At 72.0% G+C, this 15,795-nt stretch carries 14 protein-coding genes; 5 read left to right on the top strand and 9 right to left on the bottom strand.

The features are described 5' to 3' along the window. Window positions 1-117: 117 nt before the first annotated feature. From RYJ27_RS00325 to RYJ27_RS00335, 3 genes are all read left to right on the top strand, one after another. Window positions 118-1,458 carry a quaternary amine ABC transporter ATP-binding protein gene (locus RYJ27_RS00325; RefSeq protein ID WP_422732846.1) on the top strand — a complete coding sequence of 447 codons (1,341 nt, stop codon included), beginning with the start codon at window positions 118-120 and terminating at the stop codon, window positions 1,456-1,458. Beyond that, window positions 1,458-2,441: an ABC transporter permease gene (locus tag RYJ27_RS00330; RefSeq protein WP_330170826.1), complete on the top strand. Its 984-nt coding sequence runs from the start codon at window positions 1,458-1,460 to the stop codon at window positions 2,439-2,441. Before RYJ27_RS00325 ends, RYJ27_RS00330 begins: the two co-directional genes overlap by 1 nt. 80 nt (window positions 2,442-2,521) lie before the next feature. Further along, the gene (locus tag RYJ27_RS00335; RefSeq protein WP_330170827.1) at window positions 2,522-3,433 is read left to right on the top strand and encodes a glycine betaine ABC transporter substrate-binding protein; all 912 of its coding nucleotides are present in this window, start codon (window positions 2,522-2,524) and stop codon (window positions 3,431-3,433) included. A 281-nt stretch (window positions 3,434-3,714) separates the two neighbouring features. Here RYJ27_RS00335 and RYJ27_RS00340 read toward each other — a convergent pair whose 3' ends face one another. From RYJ27_RS00340 to purL, 4 genes are read right to left on the bottom strand one after another with little or no spacing between them, the layout of a single operon-like run. Continuing rightward, a complete protein-coding gene (locus RYJ27_RS00340) occupies window positions 3,715-4,620 on the bottom strand; it encodes a hypothetical protein (RefSeq protein WP_330170828.1) in 906 nt (301 codons plus the stop codon). 38 nt (window positions 4,621-4,658) lie between these two features. Next, window positions 4,659-5,693, bottom strand: coding sequence for a hypothetical protein (locus RYJ27_RS00345; protein WP_330170829.1), 1,035 nt, complete (start codon window positions 5,691-5,693; stop codon window positions 4,659-4,661). A gap of 53 nt (window positions 5,694-5,746) precedes the next feature. After that, window positions 5,747-5,878: a hypothetical protein gene (locus RYJ27_RS00350; RefSeq protein ID WP_330170830.1), complete on the bottom strand. Its 132-nt coding sequence runs from the start codon at window positions 5,876-5,878 to the stop codon at window positions 5,747-5,749. Window positions 5,879-5,886: 8 nt separating this feature from the next. Then, window positions 5,887-8,262 carry a phosphoribosylformylglycinamidine synthase subunit PurL gene (gene purL, locus RYJ27_RS00355; RefSeq protein WP_330170831.1) on the bottom strand — a complete coding sequence of 792 codons (2,376 nt, stop codon included), beginning with the start codon at window positions 8,260-8,262 and terminating at the stop codon, window positions 5,887-5,889. Between the two features lie 279 nt (window positions 8,263-8,541). On the opposite strand from purL, the gene RYJ27_RS00360 reads away from it, so the two are divergent. Beyond that, complete coding sequence (locus tag RYJ27_RS00360; RefSeq protein ID WP_330170832.1) at window positions 8,542-8,904, top strand: ArsR/SmtB family transcription factor; 363 nt, start codon at window positions 8,542-8,544, stop codon at window positions 8,902-8,904. Between the two features lies 1 nt (window position 8,905). Next, window positions 8,906-9,883 carry an SRPBCC family protein gene (locus tag RYJ27_RS00365; RefSeq protein ID WP_330170833.1) on the top strand — a complete coding sequence of 326 codons (978 nt, stop codon included), beginning with the start codon at window positions 8,906-8,908 and terminating at the stop codon, window positions 9,881-9,883. A gap of 69 nt (window positions 9,884-9,952) precedes the next feature. On the opposite strand, the gene sufU is transcribed toward RYJ27_RS00365, so the two are convergent. From sufU to RYJ27_RS00390, 5 genes are read right to left on the bottom strand one after another with little or no spacing between them, the layout of a single operon-like run. Then, on the bottom strand, window positions 9,953-10,393 hold the full coding sequence (gene sufU / locus RYJ27_RS00370) for a Fe-S cluster assembly sulfur transfer protein SufU (RefSeq protein ID WP_330170834.1): 441 nt from the start codon (window positions 10,391-10,393) through the stop codon (window positions 9,953-9,955). Beyond that, window positions 10,390-11,673 carry a SufS family cysteine desulfurase gene (locus tag RYJ27_RS00375; protein WP_330170835.1) on the bottom strand — a complete coding sequence of 428 codons (1,284 nt, stop codon included), beginning with the start codon at window positions 11,671-11,673 and terminating at the stop codon, window positions 10,390-10,392. Before RYJ27_RS00375 ends, sufU begins: the two co-directional genes overlap by 4 nt. A 38-nt stretch (window positions 11,674-11,711) precedes the next feature. After that, window positions 11,712-12,926, bottom strand: a complete 1,215-nt coding sequence (locus RYJ27_RS00380; RefSeq protein WP_330170836.1) for an amidohydrolase — start codon at window positions 12,924-12,926, stop codon at window positions 11,712-11,714. A 9-nt stretch (window positions 12,927-12,935) separates the two neighbouring features. Beyond that, window positions 12,936-13,955 (bottom strand): LacI family DNA-binding transcriptional regulator, encoded by a 1,020-nt coding sequence (locus RYJ27_RS00385; protein WP_330170837.1) that lies wholly within the window; start codon window positions 13,953-13,955, stop codon window positions 12,936-12,938. A 41-nt stretch (window positions 13,956-13,996) separates the two neighbouring features. Then, window positions 13,997-15,685, bottom strand: a complete 1,689-nt coding sequence (locus RYJ27_RS00390) for a glycoside hydrolase family 13 protein (protein ID WP_330170838.1) — start codon at window positions 15,683-15,685, stop codon at window positions 13,997-13,999. Window positions 15,686-15,795: the final 110 nt, after the last annotated feature.

A 15,795-nucleotide genomic window follows, 5' to 3' on the forward strand; every position in this document is an offset into this window, starting at 1 on the left:
CGGGGACGTACGGTCGATGATCTGGGCGGAGAACCCGATGTACTCCGCCGGTAGCGATGCCGCCGGGGCCACCCGAAGGCCCCTGCATCGCCGGTGATCATCACCCGGGCGTAACCGATGCGGCCCCACGAAGCGCAGCGGGCCGTCGAGGTGTCAGCAGTGACCGTCGCGCACGCAATCGAGGTAGAGAACCTCTACAAGGTCTTCGGGAAGAACCCGAAGCAGGCCGTCAAGCGGCTGAGCGCCGGAGAGAGCCGCACACAGGTCGCGGATGCCGGGACCGCCGCCGTCATCGACGCCAGCTTCACCGTCTCCCCCGGCGAGATCTTCGTCATCATGGGCTTGTCCGGATCCGGCAAGTCGACCATCATCCGGATGCTCAACGGCCTCCACGACGCCACCGCCGGCACCATCACGGTGCAGGGCGAGACCATCACCGACATCCCGCCGAACAAGCTGCGCGAGATCCGTCGTGACCGCGTCTCGATGGTCTTCCAGCACTTCGCCCTGCTGCCCCACCGCACGGTGGCCGACAACGTCGCCTACCCGCTCGAGTTGCGCGGGGTCGGCAAGTCCGAGCGGCTCGCGAAGGCCGAGGAGATCCTCGGCATGGTGGGGCTCGAAGGGTGGGGCGACAAGCTCCCCTCCGCGCTCTCGGGCGGAATGCAGCAGCGCGTGGGCATCGCCCGCGCCCTCGCCGCCGACACCGACATCCTGCTCATGGACGAGGCGTTCAGTGCGCTGGACCCCCTGATCCGTCGCGAGATGCAGGAGCAGCTGCTCTCGCTGCAGCAGAAGCTGCAGAAGACGATCGTGTTCATCACGCACGATCTCAACGAGGCGATGTTCCTCGGCGACCGGATCGCGGTCATGCGCGACGGGCGCATCGTGCAGATCGGCACGCCCGAGGACATCCTCACCGACCCCGCCAACGACTACGTCGAGCAATTCGTGCAGGACGTGGACCGGGCCCGCGTGCTGACGGCGGCGAACGTCATGGAGCGTCCGCGCCCCGTCGTGAGCGAGAGCGGCGGACCCCGCACGGCGCTGCGGCAGATGCGCGACGCCTACTCGTCGGCCGCATACGTCGTGGGCCGCGATCGGCGCCTGCTCGGCATCGTGACCGACCGGGATGCCGTCAAGCTCGTGCGTCGCGGCGAGAACTCGCTCGCCTCGATCATCTCCCCCGTGCCGCAGAGCGTGTCGCAGGACGAGGTCCTGATGAACCTCTTCGTCCCGGCGGTCGAGTCGCAGCTGCCGCTCGCGGTGACGGATGACGAGGGCCGCCTCGTCGGCGTCATCCCGCGCGTCACCCTGCTGGCGGCCCTCGGCCCCGGCCCCAACGAGACCTCGGAGATCACCATCCTTCCGCAGCCGATGCCCTCGACCGAGATCGATGCCCTCCTGGCGGACTCCGCCGACGGAGCGTCGACCGGCGAGAGCGAGGGGGTGCGCTGATGGACGGGTTCCGCATTCCTCTCGGAGACTGGATCGACACGGCCGTCGACTGGCTGCGCGACAACCTCGCGGGGCTGTTCGACGTCATCACCGTGGTCGTGCGCTTCCTCGTCGACGGCCTCACCGACGGACTCACCGCAATTCCCGCGTTCGTGGCGATCGCCCTCTTCGCGCTGCTGGGCTGGTTCTTCCGGTCCTGGCAGATGGCACTGGGCACCGCACTGACGTTCACCCTCATCGTCGCGATGGACCTCTGGGTGCCGGCGATGCAGACGCTCTCGCTCGTGCTCGTCGCGACGCTGGTGGCGCTGCTGATCGGCATCCCGCTGGGCATCTGGTCGGCGCGCAACGACACCGTGCGCGCCATCCTGAAGCCGATCCTCGACTTCATGCAGACGATGCCCGCGTTCGTCTACCTGATCCCCGCGATCACGTTCTTCAGCATCGGGGTCGTCCCGGGCCTCGTCGCGACGGTCATCTTCGCGCTGCCCCCGGGCGTGCGCCTGACCGAGCTGGGCATCCGAGGCGTCGACTCCGAGACCGTCGAGGCGGGGCACGCATTCGGGGCCACGCCGGGACAGATCCTGCGCGGCATCCAGCTGCCCCTCGCCACCCCGACGATCATGGCGGGCGTCAACCAGGTCATCATGCTCGCGCTGTCGATGGCCGTCCTCGCGGGCATCGTCGGTGCCGACGGGCTCGGCAAGATCGTCGTGCAGTCGGTCTCGACGGTCAACCTCGCGCAGGGCGTCGAGGCGGGCCTGGGCGTCGTCATCCTCGCGGTCTTCCTCGACCGCGTCACGGCCGCGCTGGGCAATCCCGCCGACTATCCGAGTTCGCTGCGACGCGCCCTCGGCCGCCGTCGTGCGGCGCAGGGGTCGAGCGGTGACGCGCCCGAGGGCGGTTCGAACGCCGTGGCCGAGCAGACCGAGCGCGAGGTCGCCTCGCCGCGGCGCGCGCCCGTCGGCGGCGGTGCCGTCTGACGCGTGCAGCCGACGAAGACTCACAACTGAAGACCCATACGGAACGAGTGCAATCACACATGAAGATGAAGGGACGCACCATGAGAAATCGCAAGCTGACAGGAATCCTCGCCCTCGGCGCGGCCGCGACGCTCACGCTCGCCGGCTGCTCGAGCGACGCCGGTGACAACGGAAACGGCGACAACGGCTCGGAGGACATGGGCACGATCACGCTCGGGTTCCTCCCCTCGTGGACCGACGGACTCAGCACCGCCTACCTGCTCCAGAACCAGCTCGAGAAGATCGGCTACACGGTCGAGATGCAGGAGCTCACCGAGGCGGGCCCGCTGTACGCCGGGCTCGCGCAGGGCGATGTCGACATGTACCCGTCGGCCTGGCCCGAGGTCACGCACGCCTCGTACATGGAGGAGTACGGCGACGACATCGAGGACATCGGCGCGTACTACGAGGGCGCCGTGCTCACGATCGCGGTTCCCGACTACGTCGAGATCTCCTCGATCGAAGACCTCAAGGGCAACGCCGACATGTTCGGCGGCCAGATCATCGGCATCGAGCCCGGCGCCGGCCTCACCGGCGTGACGCAGGACTCGATGATCCCCGCCTACGAGCTGGGCGACGAGTACGAGCTCGTCACCTCGTCGACCGCCGCGATGCTCACCGAGCTCGAGAACGCGATCGCCGGCGAGGAGAACATCGTCGTGACCTCGTGGCGCCCGTTCTGGGCCAACGACGCGTACAACCTGCGCGACCTCGAGGACCCGAGGGGCGCTATGGGCGAGCCCGAGGCGCTGCACTTCCTCGGCACGAGCGACTTCTCCGAGCGCTTCCCCGAGGCGGCCGAGCTGATCGCCGGCATCCAGCTGGATGACGCGCAGTACGCCTCGCTCGAGGACATGGTCGTGAACGAGTACGGCGAGGGCAACGAGGCCGAGGCCATCGAGGCCTGGCTCGAGGCCAACCCCGACGCGTTCGACACGATCATCACCGAGTGATCCGGTCCTAGCGATCCTGTGAGCGGGTCCCGGCTTTCGGCCGGGGCCCGCTTCTTCGTGGAGGCGGGGCGGGGGCGTGCGCCGGCATCGGTGCCGCGTACGACGTCGCCCGGCACGCGGTTCGTCGCTTGGTCGACGCCTCGGGCGGGACAACACTCCGGAAGCAACGTGGCCGGGCGGGGTGGACAGGCGGCAGGGGCCCATGGCCGCGCGAAGTCTCCGGATTGTTGTCACGCGGGACGGTGCTAACCCGCGATGCGGCCGCCGGTCCGGATGCGGGATCAGGCGCGCGGACGGGTGATGCGCCCCGGAGGGGGCGGCGTCCCCGGTCCCGTGCGTCTTCTCACGGGTGGGTCCTCGGCGGAGGGCGACGCTTCCTCGGATGCCGGAGCCCGCGGCGCTCCCGGTTCGCCTGCGCCGTCCGCGGGCTCGCTCACGGCACCCGCCGCCCCCGCACCCGCTGCCCCCGGGTCCGGCGGCTCCGCAGCCGAGGTGAGCTCCAGCGCAACGCGCTTCTCGAGCACATCGATGGCCTCGTCCGACACGGAGATGAGCCCGTCGAGTTCCTCGCGCACGCGTCGGTAGGCCAGCTGGCGCTCGGCCGGGGTCGCGGCCTGGTCGACGGCGACCGTCAGCAACTGCTTCGCGGTGTCGAGCCGCTTGCGCTCCGCCTCGGTGAACGATCGGTCCCGAAGCCGCCGCGCGTCGCGCTCGGCGATGTCGAACGCCGCCTCGTACTCATGCACGGCATTGCGATAATCGGCGAAATCGTCCTTGCTGATCCTCGCCTTCGCCGACGCCGGGCGGAACCCGTCCGCCGTGCGCTTGGCCCGAAGGAATGCGGCGGTGAGCGGCTGGCGACCGTCGCTCATCGCGGGGAAGGCGATCAGCTTGGCGACATCCAGCTCGTACTCGAGCCATCGAGCGGTCACCGCGTCATGCGCCTCGAACAGGCGCTGGAGCCGGGCGGCGGGGGAGTCGTCGACGCGGGTGGCGCGGTCGGGGCTCACGGCGCCTGCCGGGGCCTGCGACGCGGCGCGCAGTCCGCTCTTGGCCCGCAGCACCTCGAGCCGGCGGACGTGTCGGCGCTCGAGCGCCTTCTGCCAGGCGCCCCCGATGCCGCCCGCCATCGCCATGACGGGGAAGATCAGCCACCAGTAGTTGGCGAACAACTCCCCGAAGTCCACCCCGTCATGCTACGCGTCAGCGGCGAGCGCGCGGGACGTCATTCCGCGGAACGGCGGGGCACCGGCCACGTCGGGCGGCGCGGCGAGGAGGGGGGAGGCGCTGCCCCCGCGTCGGGCTGCGGCGCCGCCTCCGCGGGCTGACCGGCAGCGGTCCCCCGCGATGCCGGGGGCGCCGCCTCCTCCGGCGCTCCCGCGCGGGCGGCGGATGCCGCGGGTCCCTCCGCGCCCGGATCCCGGTTCGCGGCCCGCCAGACGGCGTCGCGCGCCGCCTCCGCCGCTGCGGCCGCGGCCGAGGCGGCGACTGCCCGCGTGCCCTCGAGGAAGCCGTTCCACGCTCCGCGCAGCAGCGGCGGCAGGCCGCCGCGCGCGTCGCCGCCGTCGGGTCCCGGTGTTCCCGCGCCCGCCGCGCGCCAGGCCGCGGCCTCGGCGACGCGGAAGGCCGTCTCCACCTCGGTCACGGCCGCGCGGTAGCGGGCGAACTCCTCCGGCGTCAGCGTCGGGCGCCCCGGGCGGGGGCGCAGCCACCATGCCCGATCCATGGCCGTCAGCAGGGTCGCCGTCGCGGGCACGTGGGCGTCGCTCATCGTCGGAAACGCGATGGCCTTCGCCGGGTCGGTCTCGTAGGCCATCCATCGGGCGACAACGGCGTCGTGCTCGGCGACCAGCCGGGCCAGCGGCAGGTGCTCGTCGCCCCGCGGCATCCCGCGCAGCAGCGCCCTGGCCGCCTTCACCTGCACGCGTCGGCCGCGCAGTGCGGTGTGGGCGGCGCGCGCCTCGCGCTGGGCGTCGCCGACGGCCGTCCGCGCCGCTTCGACCTCGCCGGGCGCGCCCCGACCGCTCTGCCGATCGCTCTTCGCCACGAGCAGGGCCGCTTGAGCGGCCTTCGCCCGCGCCCGCGCCGCCTGCAGCCGTGACCGCGCCACCGTCAGCTCGTGCCGCGCCCCCGCGTACTCCAGGGTGCGGGCGCGCCGCCGGCGACCGTACCGGAGGCCCGCGAAGGACGCGGCGGCGCCGGCGATCGCCGCGGGGCCGAGCCACCACAGCTCCGCGGCGAACGCGAAGAGAGGCTCCATGCCGCCATGCTAACCGCGCCGCCTGGGCGCGTCAGCAGGCTCGGTGCCGCGACTCAGCCGAAGAAGATCGATACGACGGTCGCCCCGCCACCGCCGAGGATGAGCGCGACGATCACGACCCACGCGACCACCCTCATGCGCTTCTGACGCTTCGCGCCGAGATCGCCGTAGTCGTCGTCCGACATCGGCCCGCTCACGTGACCGGGGGCACCGCGGGCGCCACGAACTCGCCGACGGTGGGGCCGAAGGCCGCGGGAAGCGTCTCGCGCCACGTGCGCGAGAGCTCCGACACGGGCACGGTGAACAGGTCTTGGATCTCCAGCTCGGCCTCGCCCGTGGGTGGGGCGTCGGTCACGCCGATGCGCAGCACGGGGTACCCGCGCCCCTCGCACAGGCCGCGGAACTTCACGTCGTCCTCGCGGGGGACGGTCACGATGACGCGACCGGTCGACTCGGAGAAGAGCGCGGATGCGGCATCCACCCCGTCGCGCTCGATGATCTCGCGCAGCCACACCCGTGCGCCCACGCCGAAGCGCAGCACGGCCTCGGCGAGGGCCTGACCGAGGCCACCACCCGACAGGTCGTGCGCGCTCGAGACGAGCGACTGCTGGGATGCCGCGTGGAGCAGCTCGGCGAGCTGCTTCTCGGCCTCGAGGTTGACCTTGGGGGGGCGGCCGCCCAGGTGTCCGTGCACCGCGGCGGCCCACTCGGAGCCGCTCAGCTCGGTGGCGGTCACGCCGAGGAGGTAGATGTTCTCGCCGGCGTCCTGCCACCCGCTCGGGATGCGGCGGGCGACGTCGTCGATGATGCCGAGCACGCCCACGACGGGGGTGGGGTAGATCGGCTGGTCGCCCGTCTGGTTGTAGAAGCTCACGTTGCCGCCCGTGACCGGGATGCCGAGCTCGCGGCATGCGTCGGCCAGGCCCTCGACCGACTGCTGGAACTGCCACATCACCTCGGGGTTCTCGGGGCTGCCGAAGTTGAGGCAGTCGGTGACGGCGGTGGGCACGGCGCCCGTCACGGCGACGTTGCGGTACGCCTCGGCGAGGGCGTGCTGCGCTCCCGCATAGGGGTCGAGCTGGCAGAAGCGGCCGTCGCAGTCGGTGGCGATCGCGAACCCGAGGCCGGACGCCTCGTCGACGCGCACCATGCCTGCGTCGTCGGGGAACGACAGGGCGGTGTTACCCATGACGTAGTAGTCGTACTGGTTGGTGATCCACGACTTGTCGGCGAGGTTCGGGCTGCCCAGCACCTGGAGGAACTGCGCGCGCAGGGTGTCGGCATCGTTCGCGCGGGGCAGCGCGCTGGCCGAGTCCTCCTGCAGCGTCTCGATCCACGTCGGGTAGGCGACGGGGCGCTCGTAGACGGGTCCGTCGACGGCCACCGTCGAGGGGTCGACGTTGACGATCTCCTCGCCGTGCCAGTTGATCAGCAGGCGGCCGTCGCCGGTCACCTCGCCCAGGACGCTCGTCTCGACATCCCACTTCCCGGTCACGGCGAGGAAGGCGTCGAGCTTGTCCGGCGCGACGATCGCCATCATGCGCTCCTGGCTCTCGCTCATGAGGATCTCCTCGGGCGTGAGCGTGGGGTCGCGCAGCAGCACGTTCTCGAGGTCGACCTTCATGCCCGATCCGCCGTTGGCGGCCAGCTCGCTCGTCGCGCACGAGATGCCGGCCGCGCCGAGGTCCTGGATCGCCTCGACGAGCTCGCCGCGGTACAGCTCGAGGCAGCACTCGATCAGCACCTTCTCGGCGAAGGGGTCTCCCACCTGCACGGCGGGGCGCTTCGTCGGGCCGCCGTCGGCGAACGTGTCGGAGGCGAGGATCGAGGCGCCCCCGATGCCGTCGCCGCCCGTGCGGGCGCCGAAGAGCACGACCTTGTTGCCCACGCCGCTCGCGTTGGCGAGCTTGAGGTCCTCGTGGCGGAGCACGCCGACCGCGAGGGCGTTCACGAGCGGGTTGCCCTGGTACACCGGGTCGAAGTACGTCTCGCCCCCGATGTTGGGCAGGCCCAGGCAGTTGCCGTAGAACGAGATGCCGCTGACCACGCCGTGCACGACGCGTGCGGTGTCGGGGTGGTCGATCGCCCCGAAGCGCAACTGATCCATGACGGCGACGGGGCGTGCGCCCATCGAGATGATGTCGCGCACGATGCCGCCGACGCCGGTCGCGGCGCCCTGGAACGGCTCGATGTAGCTCGGGTGGTTGTGGCTCTCGACCTTGAAGGTGACGGCCCAGCCCTCGCCCACGTCGACGACGCCGGCGTTCTGTCCCATGCCGACCATGAGCCTCTCGCGCATCTTGTCGGTCATGCGCCGGCCGAATTCGCGCAGGTAGATCTTGCTCGACTTGTAGGAGCAGTGCTCGCTCCACATGACGGAGTACATCGCCAGCTCGGAGCTCGTGGGACGACGCCCGAGCAGCGCGCGGATGCGGTCGTACTCGTCGGGCTTGAGTCCGAGGGCCGCATACGGCTGCTCGCGCTCGGGCGTGGCGGTGGCGTTCTCGACCGTGTCGGTCGCGGGCCGGGGGGAGACGGCGGCGCGGCCGTCGGGAGTGGGGATGGTCACGCGGCTGGGCTCCAAGATCACGGGATGCCGGACCGCCCCAGTCTAGCCCGGGCCGTCGCCGCCCCCGGCGCTCCGCCCCGTCGCCGCCCCGCCCCCGCCCCGCCCCCGGCGCTCCGCCCCGTCGCCCGCCCCGCCCGTCGCCCCGCTCCCCTGTCGCAAAGCGACGCATCGCCGGCCGCGGCGGAGCGTTCCGTGACAGGGGAGCGGGGCGGGAGCGGGCGCCGCGTGGACACGACACGTGCTTGACGGCCGCGGCATCCTGCCATAACGTACAACCAAATGGTTACATATCCTCTGAGCGACACCGAGATCGACGCCGTCTTCCACGCGCTCGCCGACGCGACGCGACGCGACATCCTGCGCCGGTCCCTCACGCGCGAGCACTCGATCTCGTCTCTCGCCCGCGAGTACTCGATGTCGTTCACGGCCGTGCAGAAGCACGTCTCCGTCCTGACCGCCGCGGGGCTGGTCGTCAAGCGCGCCGAGGGGCGGGAGCGGCTCGTCCGTGCCGACCCCGCCCGGATCGCGCGCGCGCGACTGCTCCTCGAGGGCTACCAGGAGATGTGGCGGGCGCGCATCGACCGCCTCGACGAGATACTCGCCGAACCCGCGCCGCCCCCGGCATCCATCGAAGGAGAATGACATGCCCGTGACCGACGTCACCACCGACCCCGAAGCCCTCACGATGACCCTCACGGCGGAGTTCGCCGCCCCGCCCGAGCGGGTGTGGCGGGCGTTCACGCAGCCGCGCGAGCTGGAGCGGTTCTGGGGTCCTCCCGGCTGGCCGGCGACCTTCACCGAGTTCGACCTCAGCGTCGGCGGGCGTGCGGCGTACTACATGACCAGTCCCAGAGGCGAGCGCGCCCCCGGAGCGTGGGAGTTCCTGGCGATCGAGGAGCCGCACCGCTTCGAGGTGCTCGACAGCTTCACCGACGAGCACGGCGATCCCGTCGAGGGGATGCCGTCGATGCGCACGACGTACGAGTTCACGGCGGTGGATGCCGGCACCCGCATGACGAACGTGACCTACTTCACGTCGGGCGAGGCTCTCGAGCAGGTCGTCGCGATGGGCGCCGTCGAGGGCTCGACGATGGCGATCAACCAGCTCGACCGCGTGCTCGCCGGGCTGCGGGAATACGCGCAGGGGAAGGGCACGCGCAGCGAGATCCTCGACGACACGCACGTGCGCATCACGCGGCTGATCGAGGGACCCCGCGACCTCGTCTGGCGCGCCCACACCGAGCCGGAGCTCATGAAGAGGTGGCTGCTCGGCCCCGACGGTTGGCGCATGAGCGTGTGCGAGATCGACCCGACCCCCGGCGGTCGCTACCGGTACGCGTGGGAGCCCGTGGGCGAGACGGAGGGCGAGGGGTTCGGCTTCGACGGCGAGACGGTGCTCGCCGAGCCCCCGCGGAGGGCCGTGACGACCGAGCACATGACCGGCACCGACTTCCCCGCGACCCTCAACGACATGATCCTCGACGAGGAGGACGGCGCGACGCTCATCGTGCTCGTGATCGAGTACCCCGACGCGCAGACGCGCGACGCCGTGCTCGCGACGGGCATGACCGACGGCATGGAGGCCTCGTACGCCCGGCTCGAGACGGTGCTGGCGGGCTGACGCGCGACCGGGGGTGTGCCCGGACGCAGCAGCGACGCCCACGGTGCTCCCGCACGCGGTCCCGCCGGGTCAGGCGCGCGAGAGTGCGTCCTCCAGGGCGACCCACGCGAGCATCGCGCACTTCACCCGGGCGGTGTACTTCGACACCCCCGACAGCGCCGCGGCATCCCCGTAGTCGTCGATGTCGAGCTCGCGCGCCCCGCGCGAGCGCATGACGTCGCGGAAGCCGTCGATGAGGGCGGATGCCTCGGCCCGCGTCAGCCCGGCGGAGAGATCCACGAGCATCGACGCGCTCGCCTGCGAGATGGAGCATCCCGCGCCCTCCCACGTGACGTCGCGGATGCTGCCGTCGTCCGCGAGCCGCGCGCGGAGGGTGATCTCGTCGCCGCACACCGGGTTGCGCTGGTGGGACGTGGCGTGGGGGCCCTCCTCCGGCGCGAGGGTGCGCCCGTGCGGGTGCTTGGAGTGGTCGAGGATGAGCTCCTGATAGAGCGATTCCAGGCCGCTCACGAGGTCACCCCGAAGAATTCGCGTACGCCGCTGACCGCCTCGAGCATCCGGTCGACCTCATCCTCCGTCGTGTAGAGCGCGGCGCTCGCGCGCACGGTCGCGGTGAGCCCGAACCGCCGGTGCAGCGGCTGGGCGCAGTGGTGGCCGACGCGGACCGCGACGCCGCGGGAGTCGAGGAACTGACCCACGTCGTGCGCGTGAACGCCGTCGACATCGAACGACCAGAGCGCCACGCGCTCGGCGTCGGCGGCGTCTCCCAGCAGGCGCACGCCCTCGATCCCGCGCAGGCCGTCGCGCATGCGCAGGGCGAGGGATGCCTCGTGCGCCGCGATCGCGTCGTGCCCGATCCGCCCGAGGTACTCCACGGCGGCCGCGAGGCCCACCGCCTGCGAGACGGGCTGCGTGCCCGCCTCGAACCGCTGCGGCGGATCGAGGTACTCCGCCTCGTTGAGCGTCACGGTCGTGATCATCGATCCGCCCGTGAGGAACGGGGGCAGCGCCTCGAGCACGTCGGTGCGGCCGTACAGCGCGCCGACCCCGTAGGGGCCGAACAGCTTGTGGCCGGAGAACACGGCGAGGTCGACCCCCAGGGCGGGAAGGTCGAGGCGCAGGTGCGGCGCCGACTGGCAGGCGTCGAGAACCGTCGTGGCCCCCACCATCCGGGCGAGCTCGACGAGCTCCGCGACCGGATTGACGATGCCGAGCACGTTGGACACGTGGGCGAAGGCCACGACGCGCGTACGGTCGCTCACCAGGCGGGCCGCGGCATCCATGTCGAGGGTGCCGTCCTCGCGCACGGGGATGTGGCGCAGGCGTGCGCCGGTGCGGGCGGCCAGCTCCTGCCACGGGATGAGGTTCGCGTGGTGCTCGGCCTCGGTCAGGAGGATCTCGTCGCCGGCGAAGAGCCGGAATCGGGATGCCGCGCGGCCGCCGCGCCCCGCCGAGGCGTTGCCGATCGCGTAGGCGGCGAGGTTCAGCCCCGCCGTCGCTCCCGAGGTCCACGCGAGCTGCTCGGGCGCCGCCCCGACGAAGCCCGCCACGACCTCACGGGCGGACTCGAAGGCGTCGGTCGCATCGGCGGCGAGCGTGTGCGCGCCGCGGTGGACGGCGGAGTTCGACGATTCGAGGAACGCGATCTCCGCGTCGAGCGCGGCGCGCGGGCGCTGTGCGGTCGCGGCCGAATCGAGGTAGGCGAGGGGGTGCTCGTGAAGAGTCCGCGCGAGGATCGGGAAGTCCTCCCGCACGGCGGCCACGTCGAAGGCGGGGGCGCTGGTGCTCATCCGTCCAGGCTACGCCGCGCCGCGGGCCCGCGCCGCGCCTACGCCAGGAACTCGCGTGCGGCGGCCGTCAGGGCCGTCACGCCCACCTCGATCGTCGGGCCCGCCACGGGCGCGAAGAAGGGCGAGTGGTTCGTCGGGATGACGCTCTCGACCGTGCCCGAGGCGACGGCTCCTGCGTAGAGCGCGGGGTCGATGCCGCCCCAGAACCAGAACACCAGGGGCACCCCCGCATCGCGGGCGAACCACGAGACATCCTCGCTGCCGGTGAACATCCCCGGGTCGATGACGGAGCCCTCCCCGAGCGCCGCGTCGATCGCGGCCGACACCCGCGCCGTCGGTGCGGGGTCGTTGATCGTCGGCGGCAGGGAGTGGTCGTTGACGATCGTCGGGGGCGTGAGCGCGCCGGATGCCTGGGCCTCGGCGGCCACGATGCGCTCCACCTTCTCCAGCACCCGCTCGCGCGTCTCGTCGTCGGGATAGCGAAGGCTCAGCTCGAGCACCGCCTCCGCCGGGATGATGTTGTGCTTGAGTCCCGCGTGGATGGAGCCCACCGTCACCACCGCGACATGGCGCGGATCGATCTCGCGGGAGGCGATCGTCTGCAGCCGCATCACCGTCGCGGCGGCCATGACCACGGGGTCGACCGTCGCGTGCGGGCGGGACCCGTGCCCGCCGCGTCCGTGCATCGTGACCGTGAGTCCGTCGGAGGCCGCCATCTGCGTCCCCGGACGAACCCCGACGGTGCCCACCGGCAGGGGGGTCACGTGCTGGCCGAGCACGATGTCGGGACGGGGGAACCGCTCGAGCACGCCGTCGGCGATCATCGCCTTCGATCCGGCACCGAACTCCTCCGCGGGCTGCAGGACGGCGACCACCGTGCCCGCCCACTCCGTGCGGGTCGCGACGAGCGCCTCGAGCGCGCCGATCAGCGCCGTGACGTGCATGTCGTGTCCGCACGCGTGCATGACGGGCACCTCGACGCCCGCGGGGCTGATGCCGCGGGCCGTGCTCGCATACGGGAGTCCCGTCTGCTCCTCGACGGGCAGGGCGTCCATGTCGGCCCGCAGCCACACCACCGGACCGGGGCCGTTCTCGAGCACTCCCACGACGCCCGTGATGCCGATGCCCTCCTCCACCCGCAGGCCGAGATCGCGCAGGTGTGCGGCCGCGACCGAGGCGGTGCGCGTCTCCTGGAACGACAGCTCCGGGTGGGTGTGCAGGTCGACGTAGAGGGCTTCGAGGTCGATCGTCATGACCCGAGCCTACGGGCGGGCCCGCGCCGTGGTTCCCCGGACGACCAGCTCGTAGGGCAGGTCGGCCGCGGACGCGGGGACCGCGGCATCCGCCCCGCCCTCCAGCTGGGCGAGCATCGTCTCGGCGGCGCGCTCGCCCTGGCCCTGGGGGAACTGATCGACGGTGGTCAGCCGGAAGAACTCGCCCAGCTCGTGGCCGTCGATGCCGACGATCGAGAGGTCCTCGGGCACCCGGAACCCCAGCTCGCGCGCGGCGAGCACGGCGCCGATGGCCATCTCGTCGCTCGCGGCGAAGATCGCGGTCGGGTGCGCTCCGGGCCTTCCGAGCAGCTGCTTCGCGGCGCGGAATCCGCCGTCCAGCGTGAAGTCGGCCGGCTCGTACAGCTCGGGGCGCGCGGGCATCCCCGCCTCGGCGAGGGCCAGCTCGAAGCCGCGCCTGCGGTGGGTGGGGATGTGGAAGTCGCGGTCGAACTCGGGGTTCGCGCCGATGTGGGCGATGCTGCGGTGCCCGAGCCCGATCAGGTGCGAGGTCGCGAGCCGCGCGACGGCCACGTCGTCGACCGTGAGGCTCGGGAACGACGGATTCGGCCCGCCGAGGCCGATGAGCGGGATGCCCAGCTGCACCAGTTCCGCCGACTCCTCCGCGCCCAGCTCGATCGAGATCGCGATCACGCCGTCCACGCGCTGACGGCGCAGGAAGGTCTCGAAGATCTCGCGCCGCTCGCCGGCATCGGCGGTGAGGGAGTACAGCGTGATGTCGAACCCCGCGCGGGCCAGCGCCGCGGCGACCCCGCTCAGCACGGTGCTGAAGAACCAGCGGTCGAGGAAGGGTACGAGCACGCCGATGTTGCGGGTGCGGCCGGTCGCCAGGCTCGATGCCGACGCCGAGACGACGTAGCCCAGGTGCTTCGCGGCGGCGGCGACCCTCTCGCGCGTCATCGCGGAGACGTGCCCGCGGCCCGAGAGGGCGCGCGAGACCGTCGCCGTCGACACGCCCGCCAGATGTGCCACTTCATCGATGCTCACCATGCGCGGTCTCCCTTGATCCGCCGGATGCCGCGCGGTCGCGCTCAGCTCGCCGAGGTGATCCAGACGGCGGTGTCGACCGGGAGGGTCGCCCCGTCGATCGGGCCGCTCGCGACGAGTACGCGCGCGCCCGCGGGCAGCTCGACGGGCTCGGCGCCCGCGTTCGCCACGACGGTCACCGCGCCGTTGCGGAACGCCACAACGTCGTCGCCGTAGCCCTCGACCCACGAGAGGTCGCCCGCGCCGAGACCGTGCTCGCGACGCGTCGCCAGCAGCGTGCGGTACAGCTCGAGCGTGGAGCCTTCCACCCCGACCTGCCGGTCACGGGCGAGCCGGGCCCACTCCGCGGGCTGGGGCAGCCACGACTCGCCCGAGTCGTTGAAGCCGTATGCCGGGGCATCCGCGGTCCACGGGATGGGCACGCGGCAGCCGTCGCGACCGTAGCGCTCACCGTTCGTGCGGAACCACGTGGGGTCCTGACGCGCGGAGTCGGGCAGGTCGATGACCTCGGGAAGCCCGAGCTCCTCGCCCTGGTAGAGGTACGCCGAGCCGGGCAGCGCGAGCATGAGCGTCGTCGCGGCGCGCGCACGTGCGAGGCCCACGTCGGGGATCGGCTGACCGGCCGAGTCCGGACCGATGCCGTGGCCCTGCGGGTTCTCGGCCGTGAGGGCGAGACGGGAGGCGTGGCGCACGACGTCGTGGTTGGAGAGCACCCACGTGCTGGGGGCACCCACGGCGGGGAAGGCCCGAAGCGATTCGGTCACGACATCGCGCAGCGCCGCGGCATCCCACCCCGTCTGCAGGTAGGGGAAGTTGAAGGCCTGGTGCATCTCGTCCGGCCGCACCCACAGGGCGGTCTTGTCGGGCGTGGGCAGCCACGCCTCGGCGCACAGCGCACGGTCGCCGGCGTAGCCCGCGAGCAGCTCGTGCCAGTCGCGGTAGACCTCGTGCACGCCCTCCTGCCCCCAGTAGGGCACGTCGGTCTCGCCGCCGCCCATCGAGTCGGACTCGGCCGGCGGGGTGTAGTCGGGCAGTCCGTCGGCCTTGATGAGGCCGTGTGCCACGTCCACGCGGAAGCCGTCGACGCCGCGGTCGAGCCAGAAGCGCAGGACGCCGCGGAAGTCCTCGCGGACGACCTCGTTCGACCAGTCGAAGTCGGGCTGCGACGAGTCGAACAGGTGCAGGTACCACTGGCCGGGCTCGCCGTCGGCCTCCTTGATGCGGGTCCACGCCGGGCCGCCGAAGACGGACTCCCAGTTGTTGGGCGGCAGCTCGCCGTTCGCGCCCTTGCCGTCGCGGAACATGTAGCGGGCGCGCTCGGGGCTGCCCGGGGCGGCGGCGAGGGCCTCCTGGAACCAGGCGTGCTGGTCGGAGGAGTGGTTCGGGACGAGGTCGACGATGACCCGGATGCCGCGGGCGTGGGCGGCCTCGAGCAGATCGTCGAAGTCGGCGAGCGTGCCGAAGAGCGGGTCGACGTCGCAGTAGTCCGCGACGTCGTAGCCGGCGTCGCGCTGGGGCGAGGTCATGAAGGGGCTCAGCCAGATGGCGTCGACGCCGAGCGTGCGCAGGTCGTCGAGGCGGCTCGTGATGCCGGGCAGGTCGCCGATGCCGTCGCCCGAGGCGTCGGCGAAGGACCGGGGGTAGATCTGGTAGATGACGGCGGTGCGCCACCACTCGGTGCCCGGCTCGGCGTCGACGTGCAGGGCGGAGGGGTTCTCCTGCGTGGAAGTCATCTCTCCAGGATAATGCAAGCGCTTACACGGGGTCGCGCTCCGTCCGGCCCGGGGCGCCGGCGCTGCGCCCCCGGACAACACTCCGGAAAGATGCGGACGGACGGCTGGTC

The organism is Microbacterium limosum, assembly GCF_036324365.1.
In the GTDB taxonomy this organism is placed as follows: domain Bacteria; phylum Actinomycetota; class Actinomycetes; order Actinomycetales; family Microbacteriaceae; genus Microbacterium; species Microbacterium limosum.

Coding starts and splice junctions, on each gene's coding strand:
- RYJ27_RS00325 (WP_422732846.1), top strand. CDS start 118: ATGCGGCCCCACGAAGCGCAGCGGGCCGTCGAGGTGTCAGCAGTGACC.
- RYJ27_RS00390 (WP_330170838.1), bottom strand. CDS start 15,685: ATGACTTCCACGCAGGAGAACCCCTCCGCCCTGCACGTCGACGCCGAG.
- RYJ27_RS00365 (WP_330170833.1), top strand. CDS start 8,906: ATGCCCGTGACCGACGTCACCACCGACCCCGAAGCCCTCACGATGACC.
- RYJ27_RS00330 (WP_330170826.1), top strand. CDS start 1,458: ATGGACGGGTTCCGCATTCCTCTCGGAGACTGGATCGACACGGCCGTC.
- RYJ27_RS00385 (WP_330170837.1), bottom strand. CDS start 13,955: ATGGTGAGCATCGATGAAGTGGCACATCTGGCGGGCGTGTCGACGGCG.
- RYJ27_RS00345 (WP_330170829.1), bottom strand. CDS start 5,693: ATGGAGCCTCTCTTCGCGTTCGCCGCGGAGCTGTGGTGGCTCGGCCCC.
- RYJ27_RS00335 (WP_330170827.1), top strand. CDS start 2,522: ATGAGAAATCGCAAGCTGACAGGAATCCTCGCCCTCGGCGCGGCCGCG.
- RYJ27_RS00380 (WP_330170836.1), bottom strand. CDS start 12,926: ATGACGATCGACCTCGAAGCCCTCTACGTCGACCTGCACACCCACCCG.
- RYJ27_RS00375 (WP_330170835.1), bottom strand. CDS start 11,673: ATGAGCACCAGCGCCCCCGCCTTCGACGTGGCCGCCGTGCGGGAGGAC.
- RYJ27_RS00350 (WP_330170830.1), bottom strand. CDS start 5,878: ATGTCGGACGACGACTACGGCGATCTCGGCGCGAAGCGTCAGAAGCGC.
- RYJ27_RS00360 (WP_330170832.1), top strand. CDS start 8,542: ATGGTTACATATCCTCTGAGCGACACCGAGATCGACGCCGTCTTCCAC.